The 20609-nt window shown below is 70.2% G+C and carries 10 protein-coding genes; 3 read left to right on the top strand and 7 right to left on the bottom strand.

Features of this window, described 5'->3' with window-relative positions; translation table 11 throughout:
• Positions 1–23: 23 nt before the first annotated feature.
• The 3 genes from OD750_RS26770 to OD750_RS26760 all read right to left on the bottom strand — a co-directional run bounded on the left by OD750_RS26770 (position 24) and on the right by OD750_RS26760 (position 11041).
• Positions 24–1709 carry a cyclic peptide export ABC transporter gene (locus OD750_RS26770; protein ID WP_263542568.1) on the bottom strand — a complete coding sequence of 562 codons (1686 nt, stop codon included), beginning with the start codon at positions 1707–1709 and terminating at the stop codon, positions 24–26.
• A gap of 56 nt (positions 1710–1765) precedes the next feature.
• Positions 1766–10276 carry a type I polyketide synthase gene (locus OD750_RS26765; protein ID WP_263542678.1) on the bottom strand — a complete coding sequence of 2837 codons (8511 nt, stop codon included), beginning with the start codon at positions 10274–10276 and terminating at the stop codon, positions 1766–1768.
• A gap of 435 nt (positions 10277–10711) precedes the next feature.
• On the bottom strand, positions 10712–11041 hold the full coding sequence (locus OD750_RS26760) for a hypothetical protein (RefSeq protein WP_263542569.1): 330 nt from the start codon (positions 11039–11041) through the stop codon (positions 10712–10714).
• 27 nt (positions 11042–11068) lie between these two features.
• Between OD750_RS26760 and OD750_RS26755 the strand changes: the two genes are divergently transcribed.
• Complete coding sequence (locus OD750_RS26755; RefSeq protein ID WP_263542570.1) at positions 11069–11836, top strand: ABC transporter ATP-binding protein; 768 nt, start codon at positions 11069–11071, stop codon at positions 11834–11836.
• Between the two features lie 63 nt (positions 11837–11899).
• Complete coding sequence (locus tag OD750_RS26750) at positions 11900–14305, top strand: ADOP family duplicated permease (protein ID WP_263542571.1); 2406 nt, start codon at positions 11900–11902, stop codon at positions 14303–14305.
• Positions 14306–14367: 62 nt separating this feature from the next.
• Here the strand turns inward: OD750_RS26750 and OD750_RS26745 are convergent, their stop codons facing one another.
• The 4 genes from OD750_RS26745 to OD750_RS26730 form a co-directional block, all read right to left on the bottom strand.
• The gene (locus OD750_RS26745; RefSeq protein WP_263542572.1) at positions 14368–15624 is read right to left on the bottom strand and encodes an efflux RND transporter periplasmic adaptor subunit; all 1257 of its coding nucleotides are present in this window, start codon (positions 15622–15624) and stop codon (positions 14368–14370) included.
• A 118-nt stretch (positions 15625–15742) separates the two neighbouring features.
• Positions 15743–17101 carry a sensor histidine kinase gene (locus OD750_RS26740; protein WP_263542573.1) on the bottom strand — a complete coding sequence of 453 codons (1359 nt, stop codon included), beginning with the start codon at positions 17099–17101 and terminating at the stop codon, positions 15743–15745.
• Entirely contained in the window at positions 17082–18491 is a 1410-nt protein-coding gene (locus OD750_RS26735; RefSeq protein WP_263542574.1) for a sigma-54-dependent transcriptional regulator, read from the bottom strand. The genes OD750_RS26740 and OD750_RS26735 overlap by 20 nt, the downstream gene beginning before the upstream one ends.
• A complete protein-coding gene (locus tag OD750_RS26730) occupies positions 18488–19321 on the bottom strand; it encodes an aminoglycoside phosphotransferase family protein (protein ID WP_336407589.1) in 834 nt (277 codons plus the stop codon). The genes OD750_RS26735 and OD750_RS26730 overlap by 4 nt, the downstream gene beginning before the upstream one ends.
• 172 nt (positions 19322–19493) lie before the next feature.
• Between OD750_RS26730 and OD750_RS26725 the strand changes: the two genes are divergently transcribed.
• Positions 19494–20573, top strand: a complete 1080-nt coding sequence (locus OD750_RS26725) for a hypothetical protein (protein ID WP_263542576.1) — start codon at positions 19494–19496, stop codon at positions 20571–20573.
• Positions 20574–20609: the final 36 nt, after the last annotated feature.

The raw sequence follows: 20609 nt of genomic DNA, 5'->3' as shown, positions 1-20609 counted from the left end.
CCCGTTGCCCCGCGCTGCGGGCGTTACACCGCGACCGGTTCCGCCGCTTCGGCCGGCAGCCGGACGGACGACGGTGAATTGACGTAACGATCTTCAACCACCTTGCCGTCTTCGAAGCGCACGATGCGGTCGGCCAGTTCGAAGTAGTGGTTGTCGTGGCTGATGACGATCACGGTCTTGCCGCGCGCTTTGAGCTGCGGAACGATCTCGTGATAGAACACGCGCTTGAACGACGGGTCCTGGTCGGCGGCCCATTCGTCGAAGAGATAGATCTCGCGGTTTTCGAGAAATGCGGTCAGCAGCGCCAGGCGCTTGCGCTGGCCCGCCGACAGATCGACCGTCGACAGCTTGCCGTCCTCCACGCCCACCTTCTCGGACAGCCCGAGCTGGCCGAGGATCCGGCCCGCGTGCGTGACGAATTCGGCCGACGTCATGCCGTACAGCGTTCGGAACAAGTGGTAATCGGAAAAAATAACCGAAAAGTTCTGGCGGTAGTCGTCGCGGTTCGCATCGTCGATTTCCACGCCGTTGAAGAGCAGCGCGCCGGCGTCCTGCGGATAGAGGCCGGTGACGACGCGCGCGAAGCTGCTCTTGCCGCTGCCGTTGCCGCCGATCACGTACGTCAGTTCGCCGGCGCGCAGTTTGAGATCGACCGGACCGAGCCGGAACGTCGACCCACCGGCGTCGTCGTACGCGTATTCGAGCGCGCGCAGCTCGAGGTCGCGAAACGCGGGACGACGCGTTTCGACGTCGGCGTCGTACGGTTTCACGTCGCGCCGCGCGGCTTCGGCCAGCGACAGGCCGAGCGACTTGAGCTTCTTGAGCGACACCTCGGCCAGGTTGAACTGCGGTATCGCGCCGACGAGGCTCGAGATCGGCCCGCCCATGTACAGCGACATCAGGATGAATCCCGACAGCACGTGCTTGTCGATCGCGGCGAAGTTCGGCGCGATGAACAGCGCCATGCCGAGCAGCGCGAAGAAGATCATCTGCGTATGCGCGTTGGCGACCGCGAGGATCCAGTTCCAGCGCCACGAGTGGTTCATCATCGCGTTCGCCGTGGGCTCGAGTTCGATGCGCGTGAACGCGTCGCGGCGGCGGCGGTGCAGCTTGAGCTCCTTGTTGCCGTTGACGAGCCCCGTGTAGTGCTCGATCAGCTGGTCCCATGTCTGGCGCGCGGCGTTCATCGACGGCTTGGCGTGGCGCGCGACGAGCTTGTAGACGACGATGCCGACCGCGAAGATGCCGACGTAGACGAGCGCGAGCGGCCACGACAGCCAGAACAGATAGCCGAAGCACGCGAGCGCGATCGTCGCGTTGGCGCACTGCTCGGGCAGCGCGATCAACGCCTCGGCGACGCGGTGCACGTCTTCGGTCAGCGCGCCCATGAGGCCGCCCGACCCTTTCTTCTCGACGTTGCGCAGCGGCGCTTCGAGTATCTGCCGGCACAGCGTCAGGCGCATGTCGCGCACGGTGCGCGTGGACGCGCGCACCAGCATCAGCTTGGCCGCGAGCTTGCACACCATCGCGGTGCCGGCGAGCGCGAGGAAGATCCAGCCGATGCGCGGATCGGGCTTGTCGATCGTGCGCAGCGCCTCGTTCACGAGCGCAAGCACGGCCGAACCCGCCGCGCCCGCGGCGACGCCGGCGAAAATGGACAGCAGCAGCAGCAACGCGGACTTTCTCATCAACAGCAAGATCAGGCGCATGGGCGCATCCTCGAATCGGTCGGAGGCGGCGGCCGCGAAGGGCCGCCGTTCGTGCATCAGGTCGGACGCGGCTCGCGCTCGTCGGCCGTTGCGGCATTCGCCGGCGCGCCGTCGGAGAGTTCGGCGAGCATGGCCTCGATCTCGGCTTGCGACAGGTCGTCGAGCCGTTCGAGGAGTTCCGCGCCCGGCGCTTGCGCCACGGCCGCCGGCGGTGCCGCGGCGGCCGCCGCGTTCGCCGTGAGGTCGTCGAAGAACTGCTGCGCGAGGCTGCGGATGCTCTTGCCGGCGACGAGCGCGTTCGTGCGCACGACGACGTCGATCGTCGACTCGATGCGGTCCTTCAGTTCGAGCGATACGATCGAGTCGAGGCCGATCGCGGTCAGCGGCACGTCGAGATCGACGCCGTCGGCATCGAGCATCAGCGACTGGCACACCGCGCGCAGGATCGCGCCGTGCAGAAGGTCGAGGCTTGCCTGCACCGGTTTTCCGGCGAGCGACGCCGCGGTGATCTTGCCGCCGCCGCCCGCGTGCAGCGACTGCTGCGGCACGAGACCGGCGAAATACGGCGTTTGTCCCGCGTAGCCGCGCGTCTTGCCCCACGCCGCCCAGTTCATCGGCAGCGCGCCGACCGCACCGCCGACGCGGCCGGCGACGAGGTCTTCGAGCAGGTCGAGGCCCGGCTCGGGCAGGATCATGCCCATGCCGTGCTGCGCGAGGCGCTGCAGGTTGTGCACGTCGGCCGCCATGCCCGCTTCGGCCCACGGCCCCCACGCGATCGCGAGACCCGGCTGGCCGCTGCGGCGGCGATGCTCGGCGAGCGCTTCGAGAAACGCGTTCGCCGCGGCGTAGTTCGACTGTCCGGGCGAACCGATGAACGACGCGAGCGAGGAGAACATCACGAAGAAATCGAGCGCGTCGTCGACGGTGTGCGTGTGCAGGTTCCACGCGCCGTCGACCTTCGCCGGCATCACCGACGTCGTCTGGCGCGCGTCCATCTGCACGATCAGTCCGTTGTCGAGGATGCCCGCGGCGTGGATGACGCCGGCGAGCGGCGGCATCGTCGCGCGGATGTCGGCCAGCATCTGCCGCACGGCGTCGGCGTCGGCCATGTCGACCGACTTGACGACGCAGTTCGCGCCGCCTTGCGAGATCTCGGCGATCGTATCGAGCGCGGCGAGGCCCGGCGCGCGCCGGCCGACCAGCACCAGATGCTTCGCGCCGTCGCGCACGAGGCGGCGCGCGATGTACAGGCCCAGGCCGCCGAGGCCGCCGGTGATCAGATACGTCGCATCGTCGCGATACGGACCGCTCGCCGCGCCGTCGTGGGCATCGGCCGCGAACCGCAGCACGACGTCGGCGCCGCTGCCGTAGGCGGCATCGGCGTAGCCGTCGAGATCGACCGTCTCGCGCTCGACCGGCGCGAACGTACCGTCGGCCAGGCGTGTCGCGACTTCGTCGAGCAGCGCGCGGGCCTCCTCCGGCCGCTCGCGCAGGAAGCACGCGACGTCCGGTGCGAGGTACGAGGCGTTGCCGGGCAGCGGCGCGCGCAGCCCGCGCTCGGCCGGATCGGCCGCGGCGGCAAGATCGACGCACCGGCCGAACGCGCGCAGCAGGCTCGCGCAGGCCGACGTATCGAACTCGCCCGCGTAGTTGACGAGCGCATCGACGCCGCGGCCTTCGGTGAGGCTCGCCACGTCGAGCCATGCCGACGGATCGGCTTCGTCGAACGCGTGCGCGATCTTGAGCGCGGCGAGCGACGCGTGCAGCGACGCCGGCGCCGCGACGAACACGCGCGCGCCGAGCCACCGTGCGACGCGCACCGCCGCAAGCTGCGCGGGATCGTCGCCGAGGCGCAGCAGTACGCGATCGCCATGGGCGACGTGGGCCATGTCGCGCAGCGCGAACACGGCTTCGAGATAGGCGCGCGCCGACGCCGCGGCGACTTCCGGCGCGAGCGCGTCGGGCAGCACGGCGACGGACGCCGCGGCGACCACGCGATGCGTGTCGAGCGGGCCCGCGTCGAGACAGATCACGCGCCGGCCGACGTCGATGCCTTCGACGTCGGCGCCCACGCGCAGCACGCGGCCGACGCATTGCGCGGTACGCGGCTCACGGACGGCGAGCGCCGGCAGCGCGGCCACATCGATGCGAATCTCGACTTCGCCCGCGGCCGGGCCGCGGCGGCGGCGGTCGATCGCGACGAGCGACGCCGGCTCGCCGGCGAATTCGTAGCGCAGCGCGCGCGATGCGGCGGCGACGGCGGAACCGTCGCGGGCGGGATCGAGCTGATAGCGCAGGCGCGCGATGTAGCGGCGATCGCCGCGCAGGCCGATCTGGTCGTCGAGCGCGTCGGCCGCCACCTCGCGGCACAGCGCGGCGACTTCGTCGACGCTCGCGAGCGCGCCGAGGTCGATGCGGCAGCAGCGCAGTTCGGCGTGTTCGAGCACGACGCTCTTGGCGCAGCCCCACACGAGCGACTGCGCGACTTCGAGCGGCGCGCCGTCGTCTTCGACCGGCTGCGCGCCGGCCGTGACGAGCCACAGGCGCGGCGCCTTCGCAAGGTCGACCGACGAGAGCGCCCGCACCGTCGCGATCGCGCTGACGACGCCGGCCGCGTAGCCGTCGGCGATCGTCGCCGCCGTGGTCGCGTGCATCGGCGTCGCGTCGAGGCTCCAAAGGTGCACGACGCCGCGGCACGCGATGCCCGGTTCGACGAACGTTTCGCGCAGCAGGCGTTCGATGTCCTCGTGGCCGGCCTGCGGCGACAGTTCGGCCGCGAGCCCGCTGCGGCGATACGCATCGCCGGCGCGCGCGACGACGCATTCGTGGCCCTGCTCGCCGAGGAAGCGCGCGAGCGCGTCGCCGGCGCCGCGGCCGTCGGCGAACACGAGCCAGCGGCCCGCCTCGCTCGACGCGGCCGTCTCGGGCAGCGCCGACGGCACCCATTCGACGTCGTAGCGCCAGCGGTCGATGTCGGTCGGAATACTGTATTCGTCGCTTTGTTCGGTTTGCGCGTCGGCAAAGCACAGGCCCTCGCCGACCGCGACCGCCTCGCCTTCGGCGTCGAGGATCCACACGTCGGCGCGCGCGACATCGCCGGCGTCGGCATCGCGCAGCACCGCGTAGGCGTAGGCCGCGTCGCCGGCGAGGCCGAACACGCGCAGGCGGCGCACGCAGCGCAGCACCGCGTGCGCCGCGCCGCTGCCGGCGGCGAGGCGGCACGCCTGCTCCATCGCTTCGAACACGAGCGGATGCAGGTGGTAGCGGCCGGCGTCAGCGCGCAGCATGTCGGCGACGCGCAAGGCGAGAAGACACGCGCCGTCGGCGATCGACACATCGGTCGCGACCTGCGCGGCCGTGTTGTACTCGATGCCGACCTCGCCGAGCTTGCGGTAGATTTCGGCCCCGCCCCACGTCTGCGCGAAGCGCGCGCGCAACGTGGCGAGCGGCGGGCTTTCGGGCCGGCGCGCGACGCCGGCGGTCAGCGCGACGACGTCGAGCACGGGCTGCCACGATTCGGCACGGCCCTGCGATTCGTCGGCCTGGGCGAGCACGCGCACGCGGCGCCGGCCGCCCTCGGTCGCGACGTTCGTCTGCAGCGCCGGCAGGTTGTTTTCGTCGACGTCGCGCAGCGGCGCGCCGAACGTCAGCCCGAACAGTTCGCGCCGCCCGAACGCGCCGGTGCCGGCGACGCCGGCCACCGCCTCGAACGCGAGTTCGACGAACAGGCCGTTGCCGAGGCGCGTCTGTCCGCGGGCGCGCAGCGCCGCGAGGAACGGATTGGTCGTGATGTCGAGACGCGACACCCACGTCGGCTGCGCGACCGGCATGCGGATGGTCACGAGCGGATGCGTGCTGACGCGCTTGCGCGATTCGTGATGCGGCGCGTCGAGCCAGTAGCGCTGGCGATCCCACGCGTACTTGGGCAGGTTGCGCACGAAGCGGCCGCGCGGCGCGAGCGCGTCGAAATCGACGCGGCTGCCGGCCGCGTGCAGCGCGCCGGCGCAGCGGCGCAGCGCGCGCGCATCGTCGACGTCGCGCACGAGCGACGGCAGCACCGTGCCCTTGACGCTGATGCCCTTGAGCGTACGCGACATCGCCCCGGACAGCACCGGGTTCGCGCCGATTTCGACGAACAGACGAATGCCGCGGCGCCCCATCGCTTCGATCGCGCTGGCGAAGCGCACTTCGTTGCGGATGTTGTCGGCCCAGTAGGCGGCGCCGAGCGTCTCGCCCGCTTCCGTCCAGTCGCCCTTGACGGTCGAGGCCAGCGCGATGCGCGGCTCGCGCGCGACGAGGTCGGACAGCGCGGCCTGGAGATCGAGCGCCGACTGTTCCATCTGCACGCTGTGGAACGCGTAGTCGAGGCCGAGTTCGACCGTCGACACGCCGCGCTGCTTGATGTCGAACAGCAGCTTGTCGAGCGCCTCGTGCGTGCCCGACACGACGGTCGTGCCGGGGCTGTTGGAAGCCGCGATCGACAGCGCGTCGCCGTAGGGCGCGATTTCGGCGGCGAGCGCCGCGCGCGGCATCTCGACGCTGACCATGCGCCCGTTGCCCTTCGCGCGCTGCATCAGGCGCGCGCGGATCGCGATCAGGCGGCACGCGTCCTCGAATTCGAGCGCGCCGGCGACGTACGCCGCTGCGACCTCGCCGAAGCTGTGGCCGACCGCGGCGCGCGGCTTGACGCCCCACGACGCGAGCATCGCCGCGACGCCGCACTGCAGCGCGAAGAACGCGGGCTGCGCGTATTCGGTTTCGCCGAGCAGCGAATCGGCTTCGTCGGCGAGCAGCACGTCGATCAGCGACCAGCCGGTATGCCGGCGCATGGCCGCGTCGCAGCGCTCGACTTCGGCGCGGTAGACGGGTTCGGTCTCGTACAGCTGGCGGCCCATCGCCCACCACTGCGAGCCTTGGCCCGCGAACACGAACGCGGCTTCGATCGGTTCTTCGGGCTGCGGCACGTGGAAGCCCGACGCGACGTCGGCGTGGTAGGTCACGAGCAGGTGCGATTCGATCGCCGCGGCGATTTCGGCCGCGCTCTCGCCGACCGCGGCGAGGCGGTAGTCGAAGTGCATGCGATGGCGTGCGAGCGTATGCGCGACGTCCGTGAGATTCACCGTATCGACGTTCGCGGTGAGATAGTCGGCCAGCGCCTTCGCGTTCGCCTTCAGCGCTTTTTCGTTCTTGCCGCTCAGCACCAGCGTGTGCAGACGCGGCGCGGCTTGCGGCGCGGGCGCGGCGTTTGCGTCGAACTCCTCGAGCACGATGTGCACGTTCGTGCCGCCGATGCCGAAGCTGTTGACCCCGGCGAGCCGCGCGCGGTCGCGCGCCGGCAGCGGCGCCAGTTCGCGCTGCACGTAGACGCCGTAGTCGTGGAACGGAATCAGCGGGTTGGCTTCCTCGAAGTTGAGGCTCGGCGGAATCTGCTTGTGCGACAGCACGAGCGCGGCCTTGATCAGGCTCGCGGTGCCGGCCGCCGATTCGCAGTGGCCGATGTTGGTCTTGACCGAGCCGATCGCGCAGCGGCTTTGATCGTCGCCGCCGATTTTCAACACCTCGCCGAGCGCGTTGACCTCGATCGGATCGCCGAGCGCCGTGCCGGTGCCGTGCGCTTCGACGTAGTCGAGCTGCGCGGGCTGGACGCCGGCGCGCGTGCACGCGGCGAGCACCACGCGCTGCTGCGCCTCGCCGTTCGGGGCGGAAATCGCGCTGCTGCGGCCGTCCTGGTTCGAGGCAGAGCCGCGGATCACGGCGTACACCGGATCGCCGTCGGCGAGCGCCTTCGCCAGTGGCTTGAGCAGCACGAGCCCGGCGCCTTCGGAGCGCACGTAGCCGTCGGCGCTCTTGTCGAACGTCTTGCAGCGGCCGTCCGGCGCCATCATGCCGGCCTTGCTCAGCGACATCGTGACGTTCGGCGCGAGGATGATGTTCACGCCGCCGGCGATCACGAGTTCGCATTCGCCCGACTTGAGCGCCGAGCAGCCGAGGTGCACGGCGCTCAGCGACGACGAGCACGCCGTATCGATCGCCAGCGCCGGACCGCGCAGGTTGTGGAAGTGCGAGATGCGGCTGGCCGAATTCGTCAGCGCGCAGCCGACGCCGGCATACGGATCGGACAACGTATCGTCGCCGAACTGCAGCTGCGCGTAGTCGCTGCCGGAAATGCCGATGTACACGCCGACATTCGCGCCGGACAGCGTCGGCGGCAGGATGCCGGCGTCTTCGAACACTTCCCAGCTCAGCTCCAGCAGCAACCGGTGCGCGGGGTCCATGCGCACGGCTTCGCGCGCCACGATGCCGAAAAAGCGATTATCGAACATTTCTACATTTTTCAGGAATCCGCCGCGCTTGGTGTTCATCTTGCCGAGCGCCAGCGGATTGGGATCGTACAGCGCGTCGCCGTCCCAGCGTTCGGCCGGCACGTCGTCGACCGCGTCGACGCCTTCGCACAGGTTTTTCCAGAATTCGCGCGGCCCGTCCGCAGCCGGGAAGCGGCACGCCATGCCGATGATCGCGATCGGCTCGTCGTTGGCGGCCGGCGCCGCGTCATTGACGTTCGCGAGTTCTTCGGCGCTCAGGCGCCCGCCATGCAGCGGCGCGTCGGCGCGTTCGGGTTCGATCGATTCGTCGATGAGCTCGGCGAGCGCGCGTATCGTCGGATAGTTCATGAACACGGTGAACGGCACGAGCAGGCCGTATTCGGCCTTGATCTCCTGCAGCACCGCGGTCGTCGCCTCGCCGTCGAGCGTGAGCGGCCGCAGCGAATCGTCGAGGCCGAGCCTCTCCTCGCCGATGCCCAGGCGCGCGGCGATGCGGCGCGTCAGCCACAGCTCGCAGTCGAGGCGGCGGCGCATCGCGCGGCTGGCCGGATCGTCGTCGGCCGGCGCCGGCGCGGACGCGTCGGTCTGCAGCAGCGTCGCGAGCGGCTTGAACGCGCCGGCGAGCCAGCGCGCTCGGCATTCGGCCCGGCGCACCTTGCCGCTCGACGTTTTCGGCAGGCCGCCCGCGAGCAGCACCACGGCATACGGCGACACCTGGTGGCGCTGCGTCACGTTGTGGCGGATCGACGCCGCGAGCGCCGCGAGTTCGGCATCGTCCGGCGTTGCGTGTCCGCGCTCGAGTTCGTGGACCACGACGAGGCGCTCTTCGTCGTCGATGTCGACGCCGAACGCCGCGCCGCCCGACGGCGCGAGCGACGGGTGGCTCGCCTCGACGGTCTGTTCGATGTCGGGCGCGTAGTGATTCGCGCCGTGAATGACGATGAGATCTTTCAACCGGCCGCGCACGTACAGCTCGCCGCCGTGCAGAAAGCCGAGATCGCCGGTACGCAGGTACGCGTCGTCGTCGCCGTCGATGCGCGCGCCGAATGCGGCGGCGCGCTCGGCATCGGCGCCCCAGTAGCCGAGGCCGACGCCGTCGCCGGCGACCCAGATTTCGCCGATCTGCCGCTCCGGCAGCGCCGCTAGCGTATCGGGATCGACGATGCGCACGCGGTTGCCGCCGCGCGGCGCGCCGGACGAGACGAGCGCCGTCGCACGTTCGTGCGCCGCGTCGACCGGCACGACGACGCAGCCGCCGGCGAGCGTGTCGCCGTCGTAGTGGCCGACGGCGACGTCGGCGCCGCGGCCCGTGACGAGCAGCGTCGCCTCGGCGAGACCATAGGCGGGATAGAACGCGTCGCGCGCGAAACCCCAGCGCGCGAAGCGCTGCGCGAAGCGGTCGATCGTCGCGGCGCGCACCGGTTCGGCGCCGCTGACCGCGTAGCGCAGCCTCGACAGGTCGACGTCGTCGAGTTCGTCGTCGCCCACCTTGCGCGCGCACAGCTCGTACGCGAAGTTCGGCGACGCGCAGCACGACGCGCCGAATTCGCCGAGCGCGCGCAGCCAGCGCGACGGACGCAGGATGAACGCCTCCGGCGCGAGCATGACGCTATGCAGGTCTTTGGCGAGCGGCGCGACCACGGCGGAGATGAGGCCCATGTCGTGGTACGTCGGCAGCCACGCGGCCCAGACGTCGCCGGGACGCGCGCCGGTTTCGTCGAACAGGAGGTCGGCCTGGTGCAGGAGGTTGCCGTGGCTGATCATCACGCCCTTCGGCGCGCCGGTGGAGCCCGAGCTGTACTGCAGGAGCGCCAGATCGTCGCGGCCGTACGCGCGCGGCGGAAGGCGCGGCCGCGGTTCGGCATCGGGGTCGGCGTCGAGCGCGATCCACGTCAGGTCCGGCGCGCCGATCTGCGCCGAGATCGTGTCAATCGCGGCGCGCGTGGACAGCGCGTAGCGCGCACCGCTGTCGCGCAGGATCGCCTCGACGCGCTCGACGCCCAGGCCCTGGCGCGGCACGGGCACCGGCACCGCGACGACGCCGGCTTCCAGGCACGCGAGAAACGCGACGACGAAGTCGAGGCCGGGCCGCAACGTCAGCAGCATGCGTTCGCCCTGCGCGCCGCGCAGTCGCGACGCGAGCGCGGCGGCGCGTTCGCGCACGTCGCCGATCGAGAGTTTCTTCGACGCGCGGACCGTTGCGCGTCGGAAAGTCGAGCCAGGTGAACGCGATGCGCGCGGGATCCGCGGCGGCGCTGGCGTCGACGAGACGAACGAGATCGATGAAATCGCGGCGGTAGTTCGAGTGCATTGCCAGCCCCCTGCTGTTCACCGTCGCGGCGTCGCCCGGCGCGGGCAACACTTCTCCAGGCCGAGGCGCCGAAAAATTCGGTGCGCCGCGCGGCGGAGTACGACGGATCGTTGATGTCAGGCAGGTGCCCGCCCCCCGGCAGCCACTGCGTTCGACTTGCGTTTGTTGCCTGCGTGCCCGACCCCGCTCGCCTGCTGCGCGAAGGGCGTCGCGAAGAACGCATATTTATTTGCTTCCACTTCGCATCAATTGTCAATGGGTGATTTCTTGATTATTGGCAACCGATACACACCTTCGTCGCGCAGGCTGCGTCACCATGCGCGCCGGGGCGGCAAGGCGGTCCGGCATTTATTTCGATACAAAGAAAATTAATCGAACGGGCGTCGCGACAAAATCGGACAGTTAATCGGACGCCGCATCTCGCGCCGCTGCTCGCTTCGTCGCGAAGGGTCGTTCGGAAGCGGACGCCGTTCGTACGGAAACGGACGCCACGGCGGCGTTCCGGACGTCCGCAACCCGCCGTTACGGGCCTGGGCTTGAGGCACAATGTTTGCTATGAACGGCGCGATGACCACAACGCAAAAATTTCCGACCGGCGGCACCGCCGCCGTCGCGTTCGGCGCGCAACCGCGCGCGACGTCGATCCACGGCATCGCGCGCGCGCCGTCGCGGCGCGTGCGATGCGTCGATTCGTCCACCCTGCAGCGTCCACGGAGCACGCGTTCATGAGCAATATCGCGCAACCGCTGATTCGGCTCGATGCGATCTCCAAGGTGTTCTACACCGAGGAGATCGAAACCCATGCGCTCGAGGGCGTGCACGTCGATATCAACAAGGGCGAGTACGTGTCGATCTCCGGGCCGTCCGGCTGCGGCAAGTCGACGCTGCTCGCGATCCTGGGCCTCCTCGACACGCCCACCGGCGGCACGTACGTCCTGAACGGCCACAAGGTGCACGATCTCGGCGCGACCGAGCGCACGCGCATACGCAACCGCGAGATCGGCTTCGTGTTCCAGGCGTTCAACCTGATCGGCGATCTCACCGTCTTCGACAACGTCGAGCTGCCGCTCACCTACCGCGGCGGCGATCACGTGATGAGTCGCACGCAGCGGCGCGAGCGCGTGCTCGAGGTGCTCGAGCAGGTCGGCATGGCGCACCGGCTCAAGCACTATCCCGCACAGTTGTCGGGCGGCCAGCAGCAGCGCGTCGCCGTGGCGCGCGCGCTCGTCGGCAAGCCGTCGATCCTCCTCGCCGACGAACCGACGGGCAACCTCGATTCGCGCAACGGCGAGGCGGTGATCAGCCTCCTGAACGACCTGCATCGCGCCGGTTCGACGATCTGCATGGTCACGCACGACGCCCGCTACGCGAAGTTCGCGCAGCGCTGCGTCTTCATGTTCGACGGCCGCGTGGTCGACGAGGAAACGCTCGAACGATTGCGCGAGGAAGAAAAGGAGCGCGAAGCCGGCCAGCTCGTGCGCCTGAGCGCATGAACGGCCCGAGCGCACGCCGACAACGCCCGCGCAGCAGCCGCCACGCCGACGGAGATTCCCGCAATGCTTCCGCTTGAACTGCGAAACACCTGGCGCCGGCTTGCGCGCAAGCCCGGCTACAGCCTGCTTTCGATCGCCGTGCTCGGCGTCGGGCTTGGCGCCGTGCTGTTCCTGTTCGGACTCGTCAACGGCCTGGTCCTGGAGCCGATGCCGTTTCCGCATGCCGACCGACTTGTCGCGATCGGCTATGCGCAGCCCAAGAACGTCGGCGTCGACAACATGAGCAGCGACGAGTACGCGGCGATCGACGGCCGGCTCGATACGCTCGAACTCACCGGCATCTACAACGAAACCGGCGTCGATCTCGTCAGCGACCGCGGCGCGCGCCACTATCCGGGCTGCGAGATCTCGCAGAACATGCTGCCGCTCCTGGGCGTGCAGCCGCTGCTCGGCCGCAATTTTTCCGCCGAGGACATGCGCGCCGGCGCGGCGCTGTCGGTGCTCATCGGCGAGCGGCTCTGGCGCGACGTGTTCGGCGCGTCGCAAGACGTGGTGGGACGCGCGATACGCGTGAACGGCGAGCCGGCGAGCGTCGTCGGCGTGCTGCCCGGCGACTTCGCGTTTCCGTCCGACAGCCAGGTGTGGCTGCCGACGCGGCTGCGCACCGGCGATGCGTTCGACGTCGACGTCGTCGCGCGGCTGGCGCCGGGCGCGACGCTGTCGCAGGCGCGCGCGGCGCTCGACAACCTCGCCGAATCGCTCGGCAACGATCTTGCGGGGCAGCGTGCCGGCCGCGAACTGACGATGAAGCCGCTGTCGCTGATCTTCGTCAACGAGCGCACGCGCAGCTACGTCTGGCTGATGTTCGCCGCCGGCGTGCTGGTGCTCCTCCTCGCCTGTTCCAACGTCGCGAACCTGCAGCTCGGCCAGACGCTCGATCGCCAGCGCGAGCTCGCCGTGCGCAGCGCGCTCGGCGCGAGCCGCGGCCGCCTGTTGCGCGAGCAACTGCTCGAAAGCCTGCTGCTGGCGCTCGGCGCGACGGTCGTCGCGCTCGCGATACAGCAGCTCGGCGCGAGCTGGATCCGCGACGTGTTCGCCGCGAACGGCAAGGCGCCGCCCTACTTCGTGCATCTGGGCCTCGACTGGCGCCTGTTCCTGTTCGCGCTCGTCGCGGCGGTATCGAGCACCGCGCTGGTCGGCATGGCGCCCGCGTGGCGCGCGTCGCGCACCGACGTGCACGACGACCTGCGCGACGGTGCGAAAGGCTCGCGCGGCGGTGCGTTCGCGCGGCTCGCCAAGGGCGTCGTCGTCGTCGAAATCGTGCTGACCGTGATCCTCCTGATCGGCGCCGGCACGTTCATCCGGGGCCTCAACCGCATGCTCGCGACGAACGTCGGCTCGCAGGCCGACGCATCGCACATCCTCACCGCCAGCATCACGCTGTTTCCCAGCCAGTATCCCGACGCGGAAAGCCAGGCGCGGCTCGTCGACGGTCTCGGCCAGCGGCTGCGCGCCGAAGCCGACGTCGAGGCGGCGACGATCGGCAACACGATTCCGGGCGCGCGCCTGGGCAGCCACGAGTTCGTCGCGGCGCTCGGCCAGCCGCGACCGCCGAACGGTTACGCGATCGCGCAGATGGGCACCGTCGACGACCACTTCGCATCGACGTACGGCCTGCCTCTGACGGCCGGCCGCTTCTTCGACGCGCGCGACCTGTTCGACGGCGCCGATGTCGTCGTCGTCGAAAAGACGCTCGCCGATCTCCTGTGGCCCGGCCGCGATCCGCTCGGCCAGCAGCTCGTGCTGCATCCGCAAGCGGAGAAACCGCGCACGCTCAACGTCATCGGCGTGATCGCGAGCATGCAGCTCGACGGCGCGATGCAGGCGTCGCTGCCGAGCATGCTCGTGTCGACGCGGCAGTTTCCGCTGCGCTCGGCGACGATCGCCGTGCGCACGCGCGCATCCGCGACGGCGTTCGTGCCGCGCCTGGAATCGCTCGTCGCGGGCGTCGACGCGCAGACGCCGGTCTACGCCACGTTCACGCAGGCGCGCGCGATCGAGATGAGCCGCATCAGCGCGGTCGTGCTGACGCAGGTGTTCACGTTCGTCGGGCTCGTCGCGCTGCTGCTCGCCGCCGCGGGGCTGTACGGCATGCTCTCGTTCTCGGTCGCGCAGCGCACGCGCGAGTTCGGCATCCGGCGCGCCGTCGGCGCGGGCGCGGGCGCGATCACCGCCTGCGTCGCGCGCCAGCTGTTGTGGCAGGTCGTCATCGGCCTCACCATCGGCATCGGCCTGTCGCTGCCGTGGTCGAACGTGCTCGCCGATCCGAAACTGCAGACGCGCGGCCATGAGGGCGGCGTGTTCTTCGTCGTCATCGCGGTGGTCGTGGTGGTCGCTTTCCTGTCGGCCCTCTTGCCGCTGTACCGCGCGCTGCGCGTCGACCCGGTCGTGGCGCTGCGCTACGAGTGATCCGCAAAAGAAGGGCGCGGCGCCTGCGCGCCGCGCCCTTCGCGTTCGCCACCGGCCGACGGTCAGCGCACGCGTATCCGATCGTATTTGTCCCACTGGCTCGCGTCGGAAACGATCGCCTTGTCGCCGGCCTTGAGCCCTTCGAGCACCTGCGCGCGTTCGACCGACAGCGCGCCCAGGCGCACTGGAACGCGCCGCGCGACGTCGCCGGCGTCGACCGCGATCACGAACAGACTGTTCGACGCGTCGGCCAGCGCCTTGGCTGGACGGCGTATCGACAGCACGTTGCGCATCGTCGCGATGCGGATGCGGCCGTCGACCGCGAGATCGGGCCGCGCCCCCGGCGGCAGGTCGCCGACGAGTTCGACGTCGACGCGCACCGCGCCGTCGGCCACGGCCGGATCGATGCGCGACACCTTCCCCTGCGCCACGCCGTTGTAGGTGTCGATCGTCGCCTCCATGCCGAGCGCGACGTCCTTGGCCTGCGTCTCGGGCACCAGGAGGCGCGCGATCAGCACGTCGGGGCGCGCCACGCGCGCGAGGTTCGCGCCGGCGGCCACCTGCTGGCCTTCCTGGACCGGCACTTCCTGCAGCACGCCGTCGATGCCGGCACGCACCTGCAATCCGTCGAACTGGCGCTGGCGCAGGATCAACGTGCTGCGCTGCTGCGCGAGCGCCGCCTCGACGCCGTCCATCTGCGACTTCATGCCCGATTCGAACTGCGCCACGCGCTCGCGCTCGACCGTGACGCGATACTGGTACTGCTCCAGCGCGATCATGCTCTGCTGGTACTGCACGCGCGGGATGATGTTCTTTTCGACCGCCTTGCTGTCGGCTTCGGCGCGAACCTTCGCCGCGGCGTAGTCGGCCTGCGCCTGCGCGAACGCCGAGCGCGCGGTGAGGAGCTGCGAGCGCAGGTCGGTGCGCTTGGCGCCCACCTGCGCCTCGGCTGCCGCCACCTGCGACTGCGCCGCGCGCAGATTGTCTTCGACCTCGGGATTGGCCAGCCGCATGAGCACCGTGTCGGCGGTCACGCGCGTGCCCGGCAGCACTTCGATGCGCTGCACCTGCCCGGTGCTTTCGGCGGCGAGCCAGCGAAAATCGCGCGGCACGAGCTTGCCCGGCGCGCGCGCCTCGCGCACGACGTCGGCGACGGCGGCGGTGTCGACCCAGACGTCATCGCGATCGGCCGTGGGAATCCCGCGGCTCATGCCGGCGATGCCGACGGCGACGGCGACGGCGAGCGCGCCCACGCCGCCCGCGGCCATGATGCGCCGACGCTTCAGGCGCTGCTTCAGTTCAGGGTTTGCAATGTCCATAAGCGCATTTTGCAACCGCCGTGCCATGGATCAAGGGCTGCCGCAGCAAGCTTCCCGCGCGCCCGGGCGGCACGCGATGTCCGTTAACGGACGCCGCGTCCGCTTTCGTACGACGCGATCAGGCCCGCGGCAGCGGAATGCGCAGCCGCGCGATCGTGCCGCCCGGCGCGTGGCGCGCCACGAGCTCGATCGAGCCGTCGTGCGCGTCGGCGATCTGCTTGGTCAGCGCAAGACCGATGCCCGACCCGCCCGGCTTCGTCGTGAAGAACGGCACGAACATGTTTTCGCTGTTCGGCGGGCCGGGGCCGTCGTCCTCGACATCGATCTGCGCGTACTCGCCGTCGAGGCGCCAGCGCAGACGCACCGCGCCGCTCGTCGGCGCCGCTTCGACCGCGTTGCGCACGAGGTTGATCAGCGCCTGCTCGATCTGGTCGGCGTCGGCGTCGATCGCGACCGGCGGGCCCTGCTCGACGAGCACGCAGAGGCGCTGTTCGAGCCGGGCGACTTTTTCCACGATTTGCGGCAGGTCGGCCGCGCGCCGCTGCGGTGCCGGCAGGCGCGCGAGCCGCGAATAGCCGGACAGGAACCGCGCCAGCGCGCCGGCGCGACTGCCGATCACCTCGAGTCCGGCGCGCAGGTCGTCGGCGAGGTCGACCGGTGGCGGGTCGATCTCCACGAGGCTCGCGAGCGTCTCGGCGAGCGAACGGATCGGCGCGAGCGAATTGTTCACTTCGTGACCCAGCACGCGCAAAAGGCGCTGCCAAGCCAGGCGCTCCTCGTCGCGCAGCACGCGCGCGACGTCGTTGACGACGAGCAGCCGGCCCTGGCGGCCGTCATGGCGCAACGCCGAGTGACTCACTTCGTAGCGCCCGGCGCCGGTCGGAAACGTGTGCGCGACCAGGCGCCCGCTCGGCCCGTCGAACAGCGCGGCGAGCCCGAGCTCGTCGGCGCGCCGGCCGAACAGGCGTTCGCGGTCCTCGGCGAACAATCGCTGCGCGGCCGAGTTGCGCAGGCGCAGGCGATCGTCCGCGTCGAAGACGAACACCGCGCAGTCGAGCGCCTCGAGCGTCTTGGCGAGCATGCGCGAGGTCTCTTCGATGCGATGCCGCTCGCGCTGCAGCTCTTCGGCCAGCGCGTTGACGTCGTAGATGATGCTGCCGAACACGCCGTCGCGGCGCGCGCGCAGACTGTAGTCGCCCTCGCGCAGCGCTTCGAGCAGCGCGGCGAGCGAATACAGCGGATACACGACGCGCCGGAACTGCCAGCGCACGAGCGCGAGCGTGGCCGCCGCGAGGAGCGCCAGCGCGATCCACGCGGCCGGCTCGCGCGCGAACGGCGACGCGACGAGCAGCACGACGAGCGCCGTGCCCGCGGGCACGACGACGGCGAGCGTGCCGAGGTAGATGCGCCGCTCGAAAAAGTCGAGCTGCGAGACGGGCGATGCGCCTCGCCGGGCGTCAGTCGCCTTCGCCGACATCGGAGATCTCGCCGCGCAGGCCGTATTTTTCGAGCCGGCGGTACAGCGCCTGCCGGGTGATGCCGAGCGCGTCGGCCGCGCGCTGCAGATTGTTGCCGAAGCGTCCGATCGCGCGCCGCACGAGCCATACCTCGACCTGGTCGAGCGTCATCTGGTCGAGATCGTCGGCGACGGACGCGTTGGTGCCGAACGCGAGCGCGCCGGCGCCGATCTGGTCGTGGTCGGTGAGGAGTACCGCCCGCTCCATCATGTGTTCGAGCTCGCGTACGTTGCCGGGCCACGAATACGCGAGGAGCGCGCGCTCGGCCGACGGCGCCAGCTGCACGTTCGCGCGGCCGTAGCGCTGCGCGTTGCGCTGCAGGAAGCGGCGCGCGAGCAGCAGGATGTCGCCCTCGCGCTCGCGCAGCGGCGGCAGTACGACCTCCAGCGTGTTGAGTCGGTACAGAAGATCGCGCCGGAAGCGTCCGGCCGCGACTTCGGCCGCGAGATCGGCATTCGTCGCGGCGACGAGCCGCGTGTCGACGCGCTGCGTGCGCGACGAGCCCAGGCGCTCGAACTCGCCGTCCTCGATCACGCGCAGAAGCTTCGGCTGTTGCGCCGCGGGCACGTTGCCGACCTCGTCGAGAAACAGCGTGCCGCCGTCGGCGAGTTCGAAGCGGCCGATGCGTTCGCTCTTGGCGTCGGTGTACGCGCCGCGCACGTGGCCGAACATCTCCGATTCGAACACGCTCTCGGCGATGCCGCCCATGTTGACCTTGACGAACGATCGCGACGCGCGATGCGAATTGGCATGCAGGTACTGCGCGACGAGCCCCTTGCCGGTGCCGTTCTCGCCGAGCACGAGCACGTTCGCATCGCTCGGCGCGATGCGCGCCAGGAGCGCCATCACGCGCTGCATCGCCGGCGACTGCGCGATCAGGTCGTCGCTGCCGGCATCGCGCAGCAGCGCGTTCTCGGCCTTGAGCCGGCGCTGCGCGCGCAGCGCCTCGCACAGCTGCACCTGGTTGCGCACGATCGCGAGCAGGCGCGCGTTGTCCCATGGCTTTTCGACGAAGTCGGCGGCACCGCGGCGGATCGCCTGCACCGCGAGCGGCACGTTGCCCCACGCGGTCATCACGACGACCGGCAGGTCGGCGAACTCCTGCCGCAGTTGCTCGAGCAGGCGCAGGCCTTCCTCGCCCGAGGTCGTGTCGCGCATGTAGTTCAGATCGATCAGCGCGCAGTCGAACTCGCGCTTGCGCGCCGCGGCGATCGCGGCGGCGGGACTTTCGGCGCCGACGCAGGCGAGGCCCTCCGACTTGAGCAGCAGGCGCAGCGCTTCGCGCACGTCCGCCTGGTCGTCGACGACCAGCAGCGTGTTGACGCCGTCTCGTGGAACGTCGTCGTTCATGGCGCCGCCCCGGCCACGAGCCGCGCCAGACGCGGTCGCAGATAGGCCAGAACCGGCGCGCGCTCGGCGTCGGCGCGCAGATCGTGCAGACGCACCGCGACGTTGACGAGGCGCCAGCGTTCGAATTCGCCGGAATCGTAGCGATGCCCGCGCAGGGCGTACCGCACGTACAGCGCCGCCAGCACCGCGCAGTACAGACGCAGCGGCTTCGACAGAAACTGATTGAAGCGCAGCATCGTCCAGCTGCGCGCGATATCGCACAACCCGCTGCCGCGCGTGGCGTTCGCCCAGTCGATCAGCATCGGGCGTTCGGCGCCGAGAATGACGTTGTCGACACCGAAGTCGCCATGACAGATGCGATCGCCGTCCGGCAGTGCGTCGAGCAGCCGCCCGAGGGCGGCACGCTGCGCGTCGTCGAACGCGGGCTCCTCGTCGATCTTTTCGCGCAGCCATGGTTTCTGCGCGCGCAGGCCTTCGATCGACGGACTGTCGAGAATCAGGCGATGCTGACCGGCCAGAATGCGGGCGCAGTTGAACAGGCGCAGCGGCTGCCGTTTCAGCGCTTGCGCGAGCGTCGGGCCGCTCGCCCGTTCGTACACCACGCCCAGACGGCCGTCCTCGGCGTTCTTCACGAGGCCGGGCTGTATCTGCGGCATCGGCAGGCCGGAGCGCTGCACGATGGCGGCGATGCCGGCCTGCAGCTCGATCTCGTCGGGATCGAAGCCGCGGCGATACAACTTCACGACTTGCGTTTTGCCAAACGCATAGACCTCGCAGTTTTTCGATTCGCCCACTTTCTCGCGCAACTGCGCGCTACGGATAATCTGCATCGGAGCCGGCCACCCCCTCGGGCGCGTGTCGAGCGTCGAATGTAGCGAGAAACGTTCCGGCGTGCGACTGTGCCGCCACTCGCGACAATGTCGCACACGCACGCGGATGTTCTAGACTGCGCCTTCGACGACGTCTGCGGCGAACCGCGCGAGCCCGTTTGAAATTCGACCTGTGAAATTCGACCTGCGTTTTTTCGCGACCCGGATGCGCCATGCGGGCATCGCCTGCGTCGCGGCGCTGGCCGCCGCCTGCGGTCGCGACACGCCGCCCGACGGTTTCACGGCGATCCCGGCGGCGGGATCGTCGGCCGGCACGTGCCCCGACCTCACCGGCACGTTCGATCTCGCCGGCACGTCGCTCGGCGCGACGATCGCCGGACGCAAGCCGCCGCAGACGCACGGATTGCCGGTCGTGCTGACGTTCGCGCCGGGGCCGTCGCACATCGAAGGCTGGTGGGTCGTGCCGCGCGAGCGCCTTGCCGCGTTCGCCAAAGACGAAAGCAAGGACGCGCCCAAGCGGTATGCGCGCTGGCGCGAACTCGTGCTCAAGGAACATCTGCCCGAAAACCTGCGGCAGAACTTCGACGCCTACCTCGCCGCCGTGGCCGAAGTCGGTCCGCCGGGCCCGACGTACGCGATGATCGTCCCTCGCGGATGCCGCGACCACTGGATGCTCGTGTATTCCGAGCACGAAACGGCCGAAGGAAACAACGGCACGCCGCGCGACGTCGAGCGCGAAATCTGGCTCGCGCGCGACGCGGCCGGCGCGCTGCTCGCACGATACGTCACGTACGCGCTCAAGAGTTATTCGATCTGGGCGCCGGCGACGCAGTACATCCGCACGTCGCGAGACACCGCCTACGAGCGCGTCGCGCAGGCCGATCCGGAAAGCGCGGCGCCGTTGACGGCCGCCGACCTGCCGCCCGATCCGGCGACCGTCGAGCGCCCGCGCATGGCGTGCGCGGACGTACCCGAGCACGCGAACGCGTTTTCGCAACGGCTGAACGCCCTGTTGCCGCCGAAGGCGCAGGTCACGCGCTTCACGTTGAATCCGGTGCGCCAGAGCGACGCCGACGGCCGTTGTCCGTTCGCCGTCGTCGACGTCGAGATCGCCGGCGGCGATGCGTACTTCCTCGCCCGCACCGAAAAGTGGCTGCGCGCCGAACCGGCCGTCGACAGCGTCGAGGCGCTGCGCGACGCATCCGGCCGCAGCGACGGCAAGACGCGGCGCTGGCGGGTGGTGCTGCGCTGAACCGGACGGCCGAGGCCTGTGGCGCGCGCGCCCTCG

Origin of the sequence: Tahibacter soli, from assembly GCF_025717065.2 — a bacterium.
GTDB classification, from domain to species: Bacteria; Pseudomonadota; Gammaproteobacteria; order Xanthomonadales; family Rhodanobacteraceae; genus Tahibacter; species Tahibacter soli.
This window is presented reverse-complemented; position numbering and strand designations above follow the sequence as displayed.